Below are 15,141 nucleotides of genomic sequence, written 5' to 3'. Positions count from 1 at the left end.
TAAGGTGTTTTATTTTTGGTAATTATAAATTTTTTTAACTTAAAAAATGAGAAAAAAATACTTTAATCAAAGAATTTTTAAGGTTTCTTTTGTTGTGTTTCTTTTTTTTGGAATTAAACCAGTTTTAGCCCAAAAGCCAGAAGCCCAAAGGCCTTTTGAAATATCTTTAGAAAAAGACGAGCAAATTGTTTCTGTAATGAAGGGCAACAAGCGTATAGACCAAAATTCTGGTTATCCGGTTGCAATTTACGGCATGAATTATCAGGCTATTGACGGTACGCCAGAGCAAGCCGCTATGTTTTACTTGCAAGAGCAACATAAAACACTGGGGCTCTCTAAAGAAAATTTACAGCAATTACAACACCATGCAACCAGAACAAGTCTTTCGGGATCGGTGGTGCGTTATCGCCAATTTATTGATGGATATCCGGTGAACAAAGCCGAAGTGACCATTAGTATGTCTCCTGAAAACAAGGTGGTAATGGTTTTAAATACCTTTAAGCGCATTAAGCATGTAAATTTACAGCAGAGTATTACAGCAGACCAAGCGTTTACCTTGGCTAAGACGTATTTAAATGTTCAATCGTCTATTCTTTACGAGGCGAATAACTTAGTTGTTTACGCCAACAATAAAATGTCGCGATTTGCTCACGAAGTCGTAATTATGACCAACAATCCTTTTGGGGAGTGGCATGTGTTTGTAGATGCCCAAACGGGAGAGATTTTTAAAGTCGTAGACGGAAGGCATTACTGTAGAAATAATGGTGGTGAACATGACGAACACTGCGACCATGAACCAGCGGCTAAGCAGGAGACTATGGCTGTAATGAATGCTACGGGTAACGGTATGGTTTTCAATCCTGATCCATTGTCGTCTAACCAAGTTTCGTATGGCGGTGGCTATGTAGATGGAAACGATGCCAATACCACCGAATTAAACAATGCTAGAATTGCCGTAACCCTTAACGACATTACTTTGTCTGCAGGGCAATATTCGTTGGTAGGGCCAAGAGCACAGATTGTTGATTTTGATACGCCCAATACAGGTTTGTTTACACAAGCATCATCAGATTTTAGCTATACACGCCAAGACCAAGCTTTTGAAGCCGTAAATGCCTATTATCACATCGATTTTTTAATGAATTACATTAACAACACCTTAGGGATTACTTTAATGCCCTATCAGTATACAGGAGGCGTAAAGTACGATCCCCATGGCGCTGGAGGCGCAGATAATTCCTATTATACCTCAGGAACGGGACAATTGGCCTTTGGAGAAGGTTGTGTTGATGATGCCGAAGATTCAGATGTGATACATCACGAGTTGGGGCATGGCCTACACGATTGGGTAACCGTGGGCGGTTTGTCGCAGGTAGAAGGTTTAAGTGAAGGTAGCGGCGATTATGTGGCACAGTCTTATAACAGAAGTTTAAACAATTGGCAATCTTCAGACCCGCAGTATAACTGGGTGTTTAACTGGGATGGTCATAATGTGTGTTGGGGCGGAAGAACAACCGCGCATGCTGCAACCTACCCAGGTGGTTTGGTTGGGCAAATACATACCGATGGTCAAATTTGGGCCACCTGCCTTATGGGTATTTGGGACCAAATAGGACAACAAGAAATGGATACCATTTTTTATGAAGGCTTAGGCATGACCAATGACTCCTCTAGCCAGAACGATGCTGCCAATGCGGTTTACCAAGCAGCAATAAACCTAAACTATACAGAGGCACAACGCGCAATTATACATACATCGTTAACTGCTTGTGGTTATACACTGCCAGCATTACCTGGGCCACCGGTTGCCGCTTTTAGTGCAGATACGCCAACACTGTGTATAGATACCGACAATACAGTTAGCTTTATGGATGAAACCATACCAGATGCCACCTCTTGGACATGGACATTTGAAGGTGGAACACCAGCAACTTCAAACGACCAAAACCCTACGGTAACCTATTCTGCAGCAGGAACCTACGATGTAACATTGCAGGTGTCTAACTCCTATGGTAGCGATAGTATGACCATAACAGATTATATAACTGTATTGCAAGGAGACGATTGCCCTAGCTGTACGACCTTGGCCAATACAACGCCTGTCACCATCTCGCCAGTTGGAGCAGGAAACGAATACACATCCATAATTAACATACCAACAACAGGTGAAGTAACCGATGTGAATATTGTTAACATTACAGGAACCCATACGTGGATTAGCGATTTAACCTTTAGTCTTATAAGTCCTTTGGGAACTGAGGTTGTGCTTTTTTCAGACATTTGTTTTAATGAAGATAATTTTAATGTAGGGTTTGATGATGCAGCAAGCAGTTCGGCCTTGCCTTGTCCGCCAACAGATGGCAATTTGTATTTACCAGAAAGTGCCCTTGCCGCATTTAATGGAGAAGATGCTCAGGGCGATTGGACGTTAAAAGTAGTAGATGCTTTTAATCAAGATGGCGGGCAATTAAGCTCGTGGTCTTTAGAGGTTTGTGTGGCGCCAGAATTATCTGTTGAAGAGGTAGAAATTTCGAACTTTTCAATATGGCCTAATCCAAATGATGGCTCGTTTATTATAGGGTTGAATAACACAAGACAAAACGATGTCGCGGTACAGGTGTTTGATATTAGAGGGCGACGCATATATGATCAGGTGTTTTCCGGCGGATCAGAGTTTAGCCAGGAAATAGATCTTGAGCATGCACAATCTGGCATGTATGTGCTTAAAGTGTCTAGCGGAAACAGTACCATAACAAAAAAGCTGATCGTTAAGTAGTTTAACGCATGAGTAAGTTTAAAGTAGAAAAGGAATGGCGAAAGCCATTCCTTTTTTATTATGTGCCAGACTATTAGAAGTCTAATGTAAGGAGGAATTAAGGCAAGGTGTTTTTAACAGTATAAGTGGCAGTGTATTTTTCAGCCTTACAAGCTAAGCGTTTATTGTTGTTGTGCATTCTGTTGCGAACGGTTGAGTGATGTTGTAATAGCTAAAGTGGTGGTAGGTTTAAAGCATTTCAGTTAGTATATTTCATGGTGTATTAGGGAAGTAATACAGAGATAAAAGCCCATTATAAAACGGGTTAATAGTCTTTAATACTACGACACCGATATAATTAGCCTGACCCTATAGCGTAGTGGGGTTTAGCTTGTTTCTGTGAAAAAATAAAGCGGGCTGTGAATTTTCACAGCCCGCTTTTTAACCCCTAAAGGTGTTTGTGGTTATTGTTTCATAAAGCGTAAGGTCGCTTCGTTAGTTCCTTTAGTAAGTTTTATAAAGTACATACCATTGCTTAACGCACTTGTGTTAATGGTTAAGTCGTTTTGGTTTGTAATCGCTCTTTTGGCAATTACTTGTCCTAACATGTTGTAAATGGTGTACTGCTCTGGTTGCATGTTGTTGCTTGTTTTAATGTTTAACACGCCAGATGTTGGGTTAGGATATAGCGACAAGCTGTTTTCAAGGGTTACTTGATTTACAGATAGCAAGGCTTGGTTGGTTCCAAAAACATAAGTACCATCAATACCTGTGCTAAAAGATCCAGACAACTTGTGGTCTGAGCCAAATGCGGTGCTTGTTAAGGTAGAAACTTCGTTTGTGCCTTCCTTTTTAACATGAAGCGCCGTTCTGCTGTTTCCAGTTGCAGTTTCCCAAGCGGCAATTTCACTTTCGGTAAAGTAAAAATCAATTGCGCTGTTTGCAGAGGTATTTGTATTGGCAGCAGTAATTGTAAACATTTTAGCCATAACAAAATCAACAGGGTCTGTGCTACCTCCGTACGAGATGGCATCGGCACCTGCTGTAGCCGCATCGTTAGAAACGTAGGCTTCTACACAACCGTAGTTGTGGTCGGTGTTAGATGTAATGTCTAGCATAATGTTTGCAGAAGCGTTATCTCTTGCATAGGCGGTACCAGAACCTGGAATTAGAGCCTCAAAAGATGTTGCGCTGTTGATTGCTGTTTGTACGGTTATAGACGTTTGGGTGGTAACCGATACATCGTCTAACATAAATACAAAAGCATCTGTAGAAACCACGTGGAAGGTAATATAGATGTCTTGACCATCGTAATCTGATAAGTCGTAAGTGTACTCGGTCCATGTAGTTGGTGCTTGTGCATATGGGAACGGCGTTAAATACTCAAAGCTTGTAGGGTTGGTGTCTGTATTAGAAACTCCTACCTGGAAACGCTCTAAGCCCCATTGGTCTGTAATAGACTTGGCCCAAAATTTCAATTCAGATCCAGTGCCCGAAAGTGAGATTTGTGGTGTAAAGATGTAATCGTTATTGGCAGGTGTTCCACTAACATTTCCAGTAGAATTAAAGCAGTAGTAGCCTTTATCTCCTGTGTGTGGGTCCCACTCAGATCCTGCTAACGAAGGTGCTGCTTGGCTTGGGTTAAATACCATAAAGGTTCCGTCGTAATGCTCATTAGTCCAATCGCTGGTTTCGTGCCCATAAGTGCCATCTCCATCAAGATCTAGCATGGTCCAGCCGCCAATAGGATTGGTTGTAAAATCGGTATACGTTTCAAAACCGTCTTCAAAAATTACTTGGGTAGCATTTTCGGTGGTTTGGATATCGTCATTCTCAAGATTAAGATCGTAAGAAAGTGCACTACCAACAGCATCGCCAGTGGTGTTTATGTTAATGCTTAAGCTTATGGTTTCATCGTTTTCAAACAAACCGTCTTCGTAAATGCGTAACGTAATATTGTTGCTAGGAGTCGTGTTTGCAGCGGTAAAGGTTACGGAATTGTTTAACAATTCGAAATCTGAACCTAAAACAGCTGTTCCGTTATTAACTAAAGATGCTACGGCATTAGCAGAAGGTGCTTGGGTGATTGTTAAATCGATGGTGTAATCTTGGTAGTTACAGCTGCTCCCTTCGTTAATATTTCCTGGGCTGGTTGAACCAAATCTTACCGTTGGTGCGGCTGGTTGGCAGGCTGTAGAAGACGCCAACTCCATACGTCTTGGCGAGTTGTTCATTACGGCTGTCATTCGTGCTACCTGATCAGCGGTAAAGGTGTGCATGCATCCATCATCGGTATAATCCATATAGTTCTCTATCATGTCTGGGTCAGTGTTGCCAAAAGCACAAGAATCAGCACCGGTTGGGCAACCAAAATTAGAGCCAGCTGCTGCTGGTGTATCGGCGCAAAAATCATCAATAGTACAGCCGCCATCACCCCAAATGTGTCTTAAGCCTAACCAGTGGCCAACTTCGTGGGTTAATGTTCTACCAGCTCCAGTACTCCCTCCAAACGGGTTTGGATTTGCGATAGAGCCTACAGAGCTAGCAATAACCACAACCCCGTCTGTGTTGGCAGGGCCGCCATTATCGTTAAGTCCTGAAAGTCCGGAGCCACTAGGGAATTGAGCATACCCTAATAAAGCGCCACTAGGGCTAGTAACTTGTCGTGCAACCCAAATGTTTAAATATTTGGTTGGGTCCCATTGCGTGGCTGCTTTTATGGTGTTCTCAAAGTCGGTTCTTGTAAGCGAGTCATCTCCCCAAGTGGTTATTCTATTAATACCAGCTTCTGCTAATTGGCCTTCATTTTCATCGCGTTGTGCTAAACAAAATTGAATTTCGGCATCTGCAGACACGGCGTATGTACTACCGGCTAAGTCGGCATAGTCTATATTTAATTGGTCAACTTGTGCCTGAACAGCTGCTTGCGATAGGTTTTCAGAGCCAGCACCATCTGTAAGTATGTGGAAGATTACAGGAATGGTTTTAACGACCTGTTGGCTGTTGTTTCGGTTTGCCAAGTTGTTTTTTACTTCTTGGACTTTTGGAGCCAACCACGCTTCGAATTCTTGATTGTTAGCGCGGTTTGGGTATTTAGCTTGTAATAAAAGTTCGTTTTCGTCTGTAAGACATCTAATAACGCCTGTTTCTTCAATGCTGCGAAGGTTAGATTGGGTTAACGCAATCTGGTCTTGGCTGCTTTGTTTGTTCGAATTGGGGGCTTTTTTCTGGGCAAAGCTATTGGAAACGCCTCCAATTAGAGCTGCTGAAAAAAGTGCCAAAGTAATTTTTTTCATGATTTGTAGTTATTTTTTGTACAATAGTAAGTTTAAAGGCGCTAAAATTACAAAAAACACTAACAAAATAGCGATAAAAATGTTAAAAGTTTATTTGCCGTTAAAGTTGTTCATGGTGTTGTTTATGCCTGTTGTGCCAAAAGACTTTATGGCCTCTAAGGCCACTTTTAACCGGTTTTCTAATGCGCTGTTTTCTTGGGCAGACCATTTTCCTAAAACGTAATCGACTTGGTGGCCTTGGTTAAAGTTGTCGCTAATGCCAAATCTAAAGCGGCTGTATTTGGTTGTGTTTAGCTTGTCTTGAATGTCTTTAAGGCCATTGTGGCCGCCATCGCTGCCCTTGGCTTTTAGCCTAATGGTGCCAAAGGGAAGGTTTAGGTCGTCTGTAATAATCAGAAGGTTTTCTAGTGCAATTTTTTCTTTTGTTAACCAATACTGCACGGCTTTGCCGCTTAAATTCATGTAGGTGTTTGGCTTTAGGAGTAGCATTTGCCGACCCTTGTACTTAAAGGTGGCCATGTCGCCTAATTTTTTTGTTTCGAAGGTAAGCGCTTCTTGTTCGGCGAGGTAGTCCAGTATTTTAAAGCCAATGTTGTGTCGGGTGTCACTATATTTTTCGCCAATGTTTCCCAAGCCAACAATAAGGGATTTTTTCATATTTGTTTGTGTGTCTTCTTTTGAAGGTTTGTTGAAAAGGTTAAAAATGAAGTTGCAGATGTTCAAGCTTAAAAGTTTTTTGTAAAAATAAAAAAGCATCCAGAAAATTTCAGGATGCTTTTTTAAAAAGTTTTCAGAAGTTGGGGTTATTCTTGAGCCTCTCCTTCTGCTGCTGGTGCATCTGCTGTTGCATCGTCTTCATCTTCGTCTTCATCGTCTAATGCGGCCATGGCCATAGCTAATCTTGCACGTTTTATTTGGCATACAACGGTGTTGTCTGTGTGCATAATGCGGTATAGCTCATTTTGTAAGTCACCTACATAAAGTTTGTTTCCAATTCTCATTGGTGTAATGTCTACTTCTATAAAATCTGGTAAGTTTTTAGGAAGTGCTTTTACTCTTAATCGGCGTGAGTTTTTACGTAATACACCACCGGCTTTAACACCTCTAGAGTTTCCTACAAAGTGTACAGGAACTTCCATAGTAACTGGTCTGCCTTCGTGTAACTCGTAGAAGTCGATGTGTAAAATGGCGTCTGTAACAGGGTGAAACTGGATGTCTTGTAATACACCGTTATAGGTTTCGCCGTTATCTAGTTCAATTACAACTGTATGTGCATTAGGGGTGTAAACCAGTTTAGAAAATGCGATTTCATCAGCTGCAAAATGTACTGGTGTGTCTCCTCCGTATAATACGCAAGGAACCTGTCCAGCATTACGTAAGGCTTTTGTTGATTTTTTGCCTACGCTTTCTCTTTTAGATCCGTTGATCGTAATTGATTTCATGGGTTATTATTTATGTTTATTAATTACATGATAAATTTCGAGCTTATCGACTTGTTGTGGTGCACATTGTGCATCACACTTGCAAAAAGCTCGGCGCAACTTAGAACAGTTATTTTACGGCTCTCTCGGCTAAGTGGAATAGAGTCGGTAACAATAAGTTCTTCAAGTTGTGAGTTTTCTATTTTTTCGTAAGCATTGCCAGATAAAATAGGGTGGGTACAAATGGCTCTAACGCTTTTGGCACCTTTTTCCATCATGACATCGGCGGCTTTAGTTAGTGTGCCGGCGGTATCGACCATGTCGTCTACTAAAATTACGTTCTTGCCTGTAACATCGCCAATAAGTTCCATGTGTGAGATAACATTGGCTTTGGCTCTTTGCTTGTAACAAATTACTACATCGCTTTCTAGTGCTTTAGAGTAGGCATATGCTCTTTTAGAGCCACCCATATCTGGTGAAGCAATGGTCAGGTTGTCTAACCCCATTTGTTGGATATAAGGCAAAAAGATGGTCGAGGCAAATAGGTGGTCTACCGGTTTTTCAAAGAAGCCTTGAATTTGGTCGGCATGCAGATCTAAAGTAATAATTCTAGTAGCACCAGCGGTTTCTAGCATTTTGGCTACTAATTTGGCTGCAATAGGAACCCGTGGTTTGTCCTTACGGTCTTGTCTGGCCCAACCAAAGTATGGCATAACGGCCGTAATGTGTCTGGCCGAGGCGCGCTTGGCGGCATCTAGCATAAGGAGCATTTCCATAAGGTTTTCTGGGCCTGGATTGGTCGAGCCTATTAAAAACAACCGTGCGCCACGCACCGACTCTTCGAACGAGGGTTGAAATTCGCCATCGCTGTACGTAGATGTAATTACTTTTCCAAGATCTTCGCCGTAAGCTTTGGCTATTTTTTCAGCTAATATTTGGCTTTGTGAGCAGGCAAATATTTTGGCCTTGGTTTTAATTTCAGTCATTGTAACGTTCTGTTATTGAGTCTTAAAAAATTGAGTTGTTTTTAATGAGGTGCAAATTTATGAATTTATTTTGTTTGTAAAAGTATAAAAGCCACTATTTTAATTGTAGATAATGAATTATTTTATAATTTTGCAATCCATTTGCCTTGGTGGCGGAATTGGTAGACGCGCCGGATTCAAAATCCGGTTCTTTCGGGAGTGTGGGTTCGATTCCCACCCAAGGTACTTTAAACGGGCATAAAATTTTTTATGCCCGTTTTTTAATTTTATATTTAGCCTTTTTTAAACTTAACCTCATTAATAATGACAAGAATTATTCTTACGCTCGTGTTTGTATTTGTTTCAACGGTAAGCTTCTCTCAAAACACGATTTTTTATAGCAATGGAGAAACCAAATCATTAAAAAAAATTGTTTTAAAATTTGATGATTATGGCGACTTGGCAAGCCGCATAAGAACGGTTAATCATGTTGGTGATAGTGGTGAGGAGAATTTGATTAATGTAAATAAAGTGCGAGTTGATGATGTTTTGTATGCCGTTAAGAATTATAAGGGTAAGCCTTCTTTATTTGAGCCAATCGTGATAGGTAACCTGTCTCTTTTTAAAGGTAAACAAATGTATTATTTAGAGAACGATGATTACGAGATTCGCGAGTTTCCTAAAAAAGTGGTCGATGGATTGGAGTTGAATAAGTTCGAGTTTTCTACGTTATCGGTTTTTATAAATAAATGTAAAGCGGCGCAAAATGAGGCTTATTTAAATGTGAATAAATTAACGTTAAAACAAGTGAAAGACATTATAGCTATTTACAATAACTGTAACCTGTCTGATGATGTGCAAATTGCCGATGAGGTTGTTGAAGAGGTTAACAAGCCAAATGAGTTTTTAGAATTGGGAATTTCGGTAGGGTATAATTTTATGAAATCGTCTTTTGAGGACCTTTCTCCAGGGGTGTCTAATAGCTTTGGAACGCCAGTTGTTGGGGCACAAGTATATTTTAATTCAAATTTAATTAAAAAGCAATTAGGGTTCATCGCATCGGTAGATTACCTTTTCGGCAATAAGTTTAGCACTTTTGCCAATTCAACTTATATCGATGGAAAAGCATCCTATATTGAAGTGGCAGCTGGAACGCGTTTCACTTTTAAAAACATATCCAGTACCATACAACCTTATTTAGGGGCTAGCGGCCGTACAGTTTTTGTGCTAAATTCATACTTATATACGCAAGGGAACCAAATTGGCGCCCCGCTTATGAAGTACAAAACAGAAAATGGTTTTGGTTTGTCGGCATCTGCTGGGTTTTATCTTAATTTAGGTAAACATAAAATAGATGTCGCTCTTAGTTATCTTCCAGAGGTTGATTTTAAAGTTAGTAGCCGTAGCCTTGTAACAGAAAAAACGAGCCAATATACCTTAAATGGGTTTCAAATTAAAGCGACGTACATCCTTTTTTAAAGCAGAAGAGACCTTCTTTTGCATTTGATTCGTAGTTAAGGCTTGGTTAAACAGGGCTTATTTTGGGGCGAGGTTAAATTCGAAATCTATTTTTACGGTTTCGGCGACCTTGTTCCTTACTATTTTCGGGATGCTGATGTTAAAGTCTGCTGCCAATACCGTAAAATGCCCTGTTAGTACAATGTTGCTTCCGTTTTTTGTAACGATTGCCTTAATGTTGTTTAGGGTTTTAGTTTTTCCATGAAAGGTCAATTCGCCAGAGATGGTTAAGGTGTGTTCGTTTTCAATTTTAGCAAGGTTGCTGCCTTCTAGGTTGCCTTTAAAGGTTGCCTTGGGGTATGTTTCAGACTCGGCATAGTTTTCATTAAAGTGTTCTTCCATAAGAGCATTTTTAAACCGAAATCCCTTAACAAGCGCTAAGGCTGCAAACGCTCCGGTGTCGCTATTAAGTATGGCTGTAACGCCTTGGTTAGCGGCTTTAACTTCTTCAAACGAAGGTACGGAAGCCTCAAATGCTACACGTCCTGTTTTGGTTAGGTACTTGTTTTGCGCCGTGGTTTGTAGCCCAAAAAGGATGATTAGTAAGACAATCTTTTTCATGATGTTTGTTTTTTTAATTATTCCTGTAATCCGTCGTTGTCCCATTGTATAATAAGGTCAATAAGATTTTGGGGTAGTCTTTGCCCACCTAAGGGCATAAGAAAACCGGGGTCTTGCGATGAGATTCTGCCAATAAGGTTGTTGTTCTCTACGGCCTGTTTTACTTGGTTGTATGTCGCTAAGGATATTGGGGCGCCATTGGTAGGTGGCGTGCCATGGCAGTTTAAACAATTGGCATCTATAATAGGTTTAACATGAACAGTATAGGTGATTATCTCGCCCTGTTCAAGCGGTGTTTGATCTATAAGATCTTCTTCACTTGTATTGGTGCAGTTTAGTAGACTGGAAAATACTAAGAATACAGCTAATTTTTTCATGGTTCTTTTTTTTAAAACACGCGACTTAAATTAAATCCGAAATAGATGTTGCCATCACGCCAATCTCCCGTGGCCTGACCTAAAAACATATTGGTATTCATAGGTTGTGCATTGGTAAAATGCATTTGAAAAACATGCCCTCCAGTTTCTAGATCAATACCAACCGATAAAGGATTTTTAAACGGCGAGCTATCAGCCCTGTTTAGGTGCCAGCCATAGTCTAGGTTTAGGGACCATCTTTTTCCTAATTTATAGCGCCCGCCCAGTCCCAAAGCAAATTGGGTGTTGTCCTGCTCGTTAATTACCACATAATTGTCATGAAAAAGGGTAGGGGCTATTTCTAAGGAAAGGTTTTTGTTGAACTTTCTGGCAATTAGTGCTTGAAAAGTATATCCCAAACGGTGTTTAAATTTTAGTTTGGGAAGGTTGTCTTGCTCTAACGATGAGTTTATATAAATGGCGTTGTAGCCTACAATGGTAAAAGGAAACCCTTGGGGGGCTTGTTGTAGCAATCGGTATTTAATAGCACCTTCATAAATTTTTTGGTAGGAACTTCTTGAAACACTTACATTAAAGGCCTCTGAAATGCCATAGATAAAATTTAGTCTGGTAACGGCATCGTCCAGCCCAAAAAAAGTATCAAACCCGTATTTAACGCTTCCAAAACGATGGGCAACAATAAAGGTAAATTCTTTTTTAGCGACCAATTTTGTCGATTCAAAATTAACAACCTTAAGGCCCTTAAATGTCGCACTAACGGCTTGGTCGGTTGTTGTGGTCGTGTCGATCTCACTCAAGAGATCCTCTTGGGCCAAGCCCAAAACAGGAAGGCAGAGCAGTAATAATAATAGTTTTGGTTTCATAGTCTGTTAAAAAATAAGCCTGCCACTAAATTGTGACAGGCAAGGGTTATTACTGTATTACAAGACGTTTAATAGTGGTGTCGGCGTTAGACGACACCTTAACCAAGTACATGCCTTTTGCCCAGGCAGACACAGGAATGTCCAATGTTTTGTTAGCATGGATGTCTTGGTTGAATACAGGTTTTCCCAACAGGTTGTATACGGTAATCGTGCCTTGTGTTAAGGTGTTGGTAAAGGCCATTTTAAAATAGGATGAGGTGGGGTTTGGGTACATGTTAAAAGTGCTGGCATTAATGGTATTAACACCTAGGCCTTCTTCAACGGTAATGGTGCCGTACATGTTCGAGTGAACGCCACAAATGTAGTCGTTTACACCAATAACGGTAAAGGTGTGCATAAAGGTTTGCCCCAATCCTGTTAAAAAGCCACTCTCAAAAGGTTCTACAGAGTTGTCGGGGTCGTTTTCTACCGTATGTGGCAAATCGTCTGTCCACGTCCAAATCACGGTATCTCCAACGTCAATGGTTAAATCGGATTCTGGACTATTAAAACCGGTTTCCCAGTTAAGGTGATAGGTGGTCTGTGCATGTAAAGCCATTGCTGAAAAGATGCATGCCAACAGAAGTAATTTAGATTTCATAATACAAGGTTTTTAGAGTTAATAAATTATTGAGCATTGGTCTAGTTTAACTTGCTCGAGCAAGTTGTCGTAGCCTATAAAGCGCCCTTTTATTTTAATGTCTTGTTTTGTTTGAAGGTCTTGTTCTGTTGGGGTTTGAAATAGGCAAACAACGGTGTTGTCGATGACGATTTCGTTAGGGGAGACTTCAGAAATAATTCCCGTAATTTCTATGGTTTTATTCAGGTATTTGGCTTCCGCGGTTTCTGGATCAATAGAAAACTCGTGAGCCACTTGTTTTGATGTTAATGTGTGCGAAGGGGGTTCTGATTCAATATTTCTATGCTCTTGAAAAACATAATTGTAGCCTATAAGCCCTATTGCGATTAATAAAACGATAATGATTCCAATTTTTTTCATGAGTCGTGATTTTTAATAAATTGCCCTAGAACGCTTTGTGCTTCTAGGGCAGTTTGTTGCCTAGAAACTATTGTGTTTGATTTGGGATGGGGCTGGTTTTCTTTTTCATATTTATAGTTTTTCAAAGGTTAAAGTGTCTGTACCGCCATTGCCTCCACTTATATCTATAAGATCGATAAGCGAGGTGTTGTACGAGGCGATATCCCAGTCGTCGTTTAAGTCCTCGAACGGGTGGTTGTCGTCTACCGGGAAAAAGATGTTAAAGTCCAGATCGTTGTTGCTATCGTCATTGCTATTGCTAGTGGTTACCGACCAAGTTCCTTGTAGGGTACTGGTGCCGTTGGTAGCGGTTAAAGTTCCGCCAGTACCAAAATTAAAGGTGTAGCCGTTAAAATGGTGGGTTTCGTTTTGGCCAGAGTCTATAAAACTCGTAATCGTCCAGTGTCCAGATCTGGCAATGTTGCTAATGGCTTGTGTGTTGTTGTTGGGTACGCCATCATCGTCATCCGATGAGCATGTTGATGAAAGTAAGGTAAGGCTCAACAAAAGTACAAGGCCGTAAGAAAAATGATGTTTCATTGTGGTATTGGTTTATGGTTAATTGCAAAAATTTTCGTACCTAATCCGGTCGTCTCCAACCCGCAAGTCAACTTTGGTTTCTCCTGGTGGGGCGCTAACCTCGTGTAAAGTCCAGTTGTTGTTGCAGTATGGTAAAGAAGGGATGTCTATTGTTAATGTGGTAACACCATTGTTTTCGTCGGCAGTCCAAGTGCCGTAAACGGTGTTGCCGGAATAGTATGCCGATATGGTGTTGTTGGTGTAAAAATTAAAGGTATAGCCTGCGTAAAGGTCGTCGTAGTCATTGCCGTTTCGTTCAAGTTTTTCAACCACCCAATCGGAGCATCCCGTTAAAATGTCTATAACGTATATAGGGGTGCAGTCGGGACAATCATCATCGTTGTAATCGTAATCATCGTCTTCATCGCAATCATCAATATGGTTTAGAATGCTGGTTTCAATTTCAGAAAATGTATTGGCGGTAATTACCGTATTGTTAGGGAGTAACAAAGTAACTGGAAATTCGAATTGAGCAACAATGTCTGTGCTTAACGAAGCCAGGAATGTGTGCATGTCGTAATCATTTGTCAAGCTGTCCGTGTAGATTAATTCGTTATTAATGTTAAAAACCGCAATGTTTAGAGGGTATTGAAAATCGATGCACTCAATGTCGTCATCAAATTCATTTTCGCCGTTACAACTTGCAGCATAAGCGCTTAGCTCTGTTGTGTTGTTTACGGTAACCGTAGTGTGGTCGTTTCGTATAATGTTAATGGGGAAAATAATATCTAAGGTATCAACATCAATAAAAGAGTCATCAAAAATGGCTTCAATGGCGTTGTAGTCCGATGTCGTATTTATGGTTAGGGTTATGCCGTTGGCAATTACCGTAACTGGCAGCTCGACGGTTAGGCAGTTGGCCCGATCAATAATATTATCTGAAGAGCCGTCTTTCATGGCGACTTTTTTCATGACACTGGCTACGCTAGACGACGGGTTTAGGGTGTCGTCATTAGGGGTTTCTATAAGTTCCATTTCCTCTTTTCTGCAAGCGGTTAAGATTATGGAGAGACTAAAAAGCCAAAGCAGTAAATACGATGTTTTTATCATGTTGATTGTCTTGGTGCTGTTTGTTAATAAAACAACCCACTTTAAAAAACTCCTGAAAAAAATCTAAAAAAAATCGATACCTTTAGTTTTGTAATTAAAAGCCCATTGAAAAAAGACTTGCCACAAAACGTATGTGAAGAACCCGTTTTCGAGCGTGTTTACAACGCCTGCTCAAAGGACCTTTACGATTTTTTGTATTATAAGTATGGCGAGGATTTAACTCCTGAAGATAAGGTTCAAGAGGCCTTTGTAACCCTATGGGAAAATTGCAACAAGGTGGCGTTTGGCAAAGCGAGGGCGTTTCTTTTTACCGTGGCCAATAATTTAATGCGCAATGCAATTAAGCATAAAAAAGTGGTTTTAAACTACCAGAAAGCAACACCCAAGGTGCACACCCAGGAAACCCCGCAGTTTCTGTTGGAAAAGGATGAGTACTTAAAACGGTACCAGCAGGTTTTGCAACAATTAAGTGAAGAACAGCGCGTGGCCTTTTTGTTGAGCAAAGTTGAAGGGAAAAAACACAAAGAAATAGCCAACATGCTGGGGGTTACCCAAAAAGTTGTGGAGTACAGGATTTATAGTGCTTTTAAGATTTTTAAAGCTGCATTAGAACATTTTAAGGCATAACAATCAGGAGAAAAGCGGTTACAGTTGTTATATAATAGATTGAATAATATG

General features: G+C 40.5%; 14 protein-coding genes and 1 tRNA gene. 4 read left to right on the top strand and 11 right to left on the bottom strand.

Annotated features, from left to right (window positions below; translation table 11 throughout):
- The first annotated feature begins 46 nt into the window (after window positions 1-46).
- Entirely contained in the window at window positions 47-2,776 is a 2,730-nt protein-coding gene (locus tag IA57_RS12320) for a T9SS type A sorting domain-containing protein (protein WP_051880967.1), read from the top strand.
- A gap of 443 nt (window positions 2,777-3,219) precedes the next feature.
- Here the strand turns inward: IA57_RS12320 and IA57_RS12315 are convergent, their stop codons facing one another.
- The 4 genes from IA57_RS12315 to IA57_RS03635 all read right to left on the bottom strand — a co-directional run bounded on the left by IA57_RS12315 (window position 3,220) and on the right by IA57_RS03635 (window position 8,458).
- Window positions 3,220-6,051, bottom strand: coding sequence for a M43 family zinc metalloprotease (locus IA57_RS12315; RefSeq protein ID WP_051880966.1), 2,832 nt, complete (start codon window positions 6,049-6,051; stop codon window positions 3,220-3,222).
- A 90-nt stretch (window positions 6,052-6,141) separates the two neighbouring features.
- Window positions 6,142-6,708 (bottom strand): aminoacyl-tRNA hydrolase, encoded by a 567-nt coding sequence (pth, locus tag IA57_RS03645; protein ID WP_036119534.1) that lies wholly within the window; start codon window positions 6,706-6,708, stop codon window positions 6,142-6,144.
- Window positions 6,709-6,854: 146 nt separating this feature from the next.
- Window positions 6,855-7,493 carry a 50S ribosomal protein L25/general stress protein Ctc gene (locus IA57_RS03640; protein ID WP_036119299.1) on the bottom strand — a complete coding sequence of 213 codons (639 nt, stop codon included), beginning with the start codon at window positions 7,491-7,493 and terminating at the stop codon, window positions 6,855-6,857.
- Between the two features lie 23 nt (window positions 7,494-7,516).
- The gene (locus tag IA57_RS03635; protein ID WP_036119296.1) at window positions 7,517-8,458 is read right to left on the bottom strand and encodes a ribose-phosphate pyrophosphokinase; all 942 of its coding nucleotides are present in this window, start codon (window positions 8,456-8,458) and stop codon (window positions 7,517-7,519) included.
- Between the two features lie 143 nt (window positions 8,459-8,601).
- On the opposite strand from IA57_RS03635, the gene IA57_RS03630 reads away from it, so the two are divergent.
- Window positions 8,602-8,683 (top strand) — tRNA-Leu (locus IA57_RS03630).
- A gap of 78 nt (window positions 8,684-8,761) precedes the next feature.
- Entirely contained in the window at window positions 8,762-9,916 is a 1,155-nt protein-coding gene (locus tag IA57_RS03625) for a porin family protein (protein WP_036119295.1), read from the top strand.
- 57 nt (window positions 9,917-9,973) lie between these two features.
- Here the strand turns inward: IA57_RS03625 and IA57_RS03620 are convergent, their stop codons facing one another.
- The 7 genes from IA57_RS03620 to IA57_RS03590 all read right to left on the bottom strand — a co-directional run bounded on the left by IA57_RS03620 (window position 9,974) and on the right by IA57_RS03590 (window position 14,463).
- Window positions 9,974-10,516 carry a YceI family protein gene (locus tag IA57_RS03620; RefSeq protein WP_036119531.1) on the bottom strand — a complete coding sequence of 181 codons (543 nt, stop codon included), beginning with the start codon at window positions 10,514-10,516 and terminating at the stop codon, window positions 9,974-9,976.
- 17 nt (window positions 10,517-10,533) lie between these two features.
- Window positions 10,534-10,893: a hypothetical protein gene (locus IA57_RS03615; RefSeq protein WP_036119293.1), complete on the bottom strand. Its 360-nt coding sequence runs from the start codon at window positions 10,891-10,893 to the stop codon at window positions 10,534-10,536.
- An 11-nt stretch (window positions 10,894-10,904) separates the two neighbouring features.
- A complete protein-coding gene (locus tag IA57_RS03610; protein ID WP_036119290.1) occupies window positions 10,905-11,756 on the bottom strand; it encodes a DUF5777 family beta-barrel protein in 852 nt (283 codons plus the stop codon).
- A 49-nt stretch (window positions 11,757-11,805) separates the two neighbouring features.
- On the bottom strand, window positions 11,806-12,396 hold the full coding sequence (locus IA57_RS12310) for a T9SS type A sorting domain-containing protein (RefSeq protein ID WP_084176713.1): 591 nt from the start codon (window positions 12,394-12,396) through the stop codon (window positions 11,806-11,808).
- Between the two features lie 18 nt (window positions 12,397-12,414).
- Window positions 12,415-12,795, bottom strand: a complete 381-nt coding sequence (locus IA57_RS03600; protein ID WP_036119286.1) for an OB-fold protein — start codon at window positions 12,793-12,795, stop codon at window positions 12,415-12,417.
- Between the two features lie 111 nt (window positions 12,796-12,906).
- Complete coding sequence (locus tag IA57_RS03595) at window positions 12,907-13,374, bottom strand: hypothetical protein (protein WP_229730297.1); 468 nt, start codon at window positions 13,372-13,374, stop codon at window positions 12,907-12,909.
- A gap of 18 nt (window positions 13,375-13,392) precedes the next feature.
- Window positions 13,393-14,463, bottom strand: coding sequence for a hypothetical protein (locus tag IA57_RS03590; RefSeq protein ID WP_036119283.1), 1,071 nt, complete (start codon window positions 14,461-14,463; stop codon window positions 13,393-13,395).
- Window positions 14,464-14,568: 105 nt separating this feature from the next.
- Here IA57_RS03590 and IA57_RS03585 point away from each other — a divergent pair, with 105 nt between their 5' ends.
- Entirely contained in the window at window positions 14,569-15,090 is a 522-nt protein-coding gene (locus IA57_RS03585; protein WP_036119280.1) for an RNA polymerase sigma factor, read from the top strand.
- The last annotated feature ends 51 nt before the right edge of the window (window positions 15,091-15,141 follow it).

The sequence above is a fragment of the Mangrovimonas yunxiaonensis genome, assembly GCF_000733475.1.
Taxonomy (GTDB): Bacteria; Bacteroidota; Bacteroidia; order Flavobacteriales; family Flavobacteriaceae; genus Mangrovimonas; species Mangrovimonas yunxiaonensis.
The sequence above is the reverse complement of the archived record's forward strand: the minus strand, read 5'-3'. Positions and strand labels throughout refer to the sequence as shown.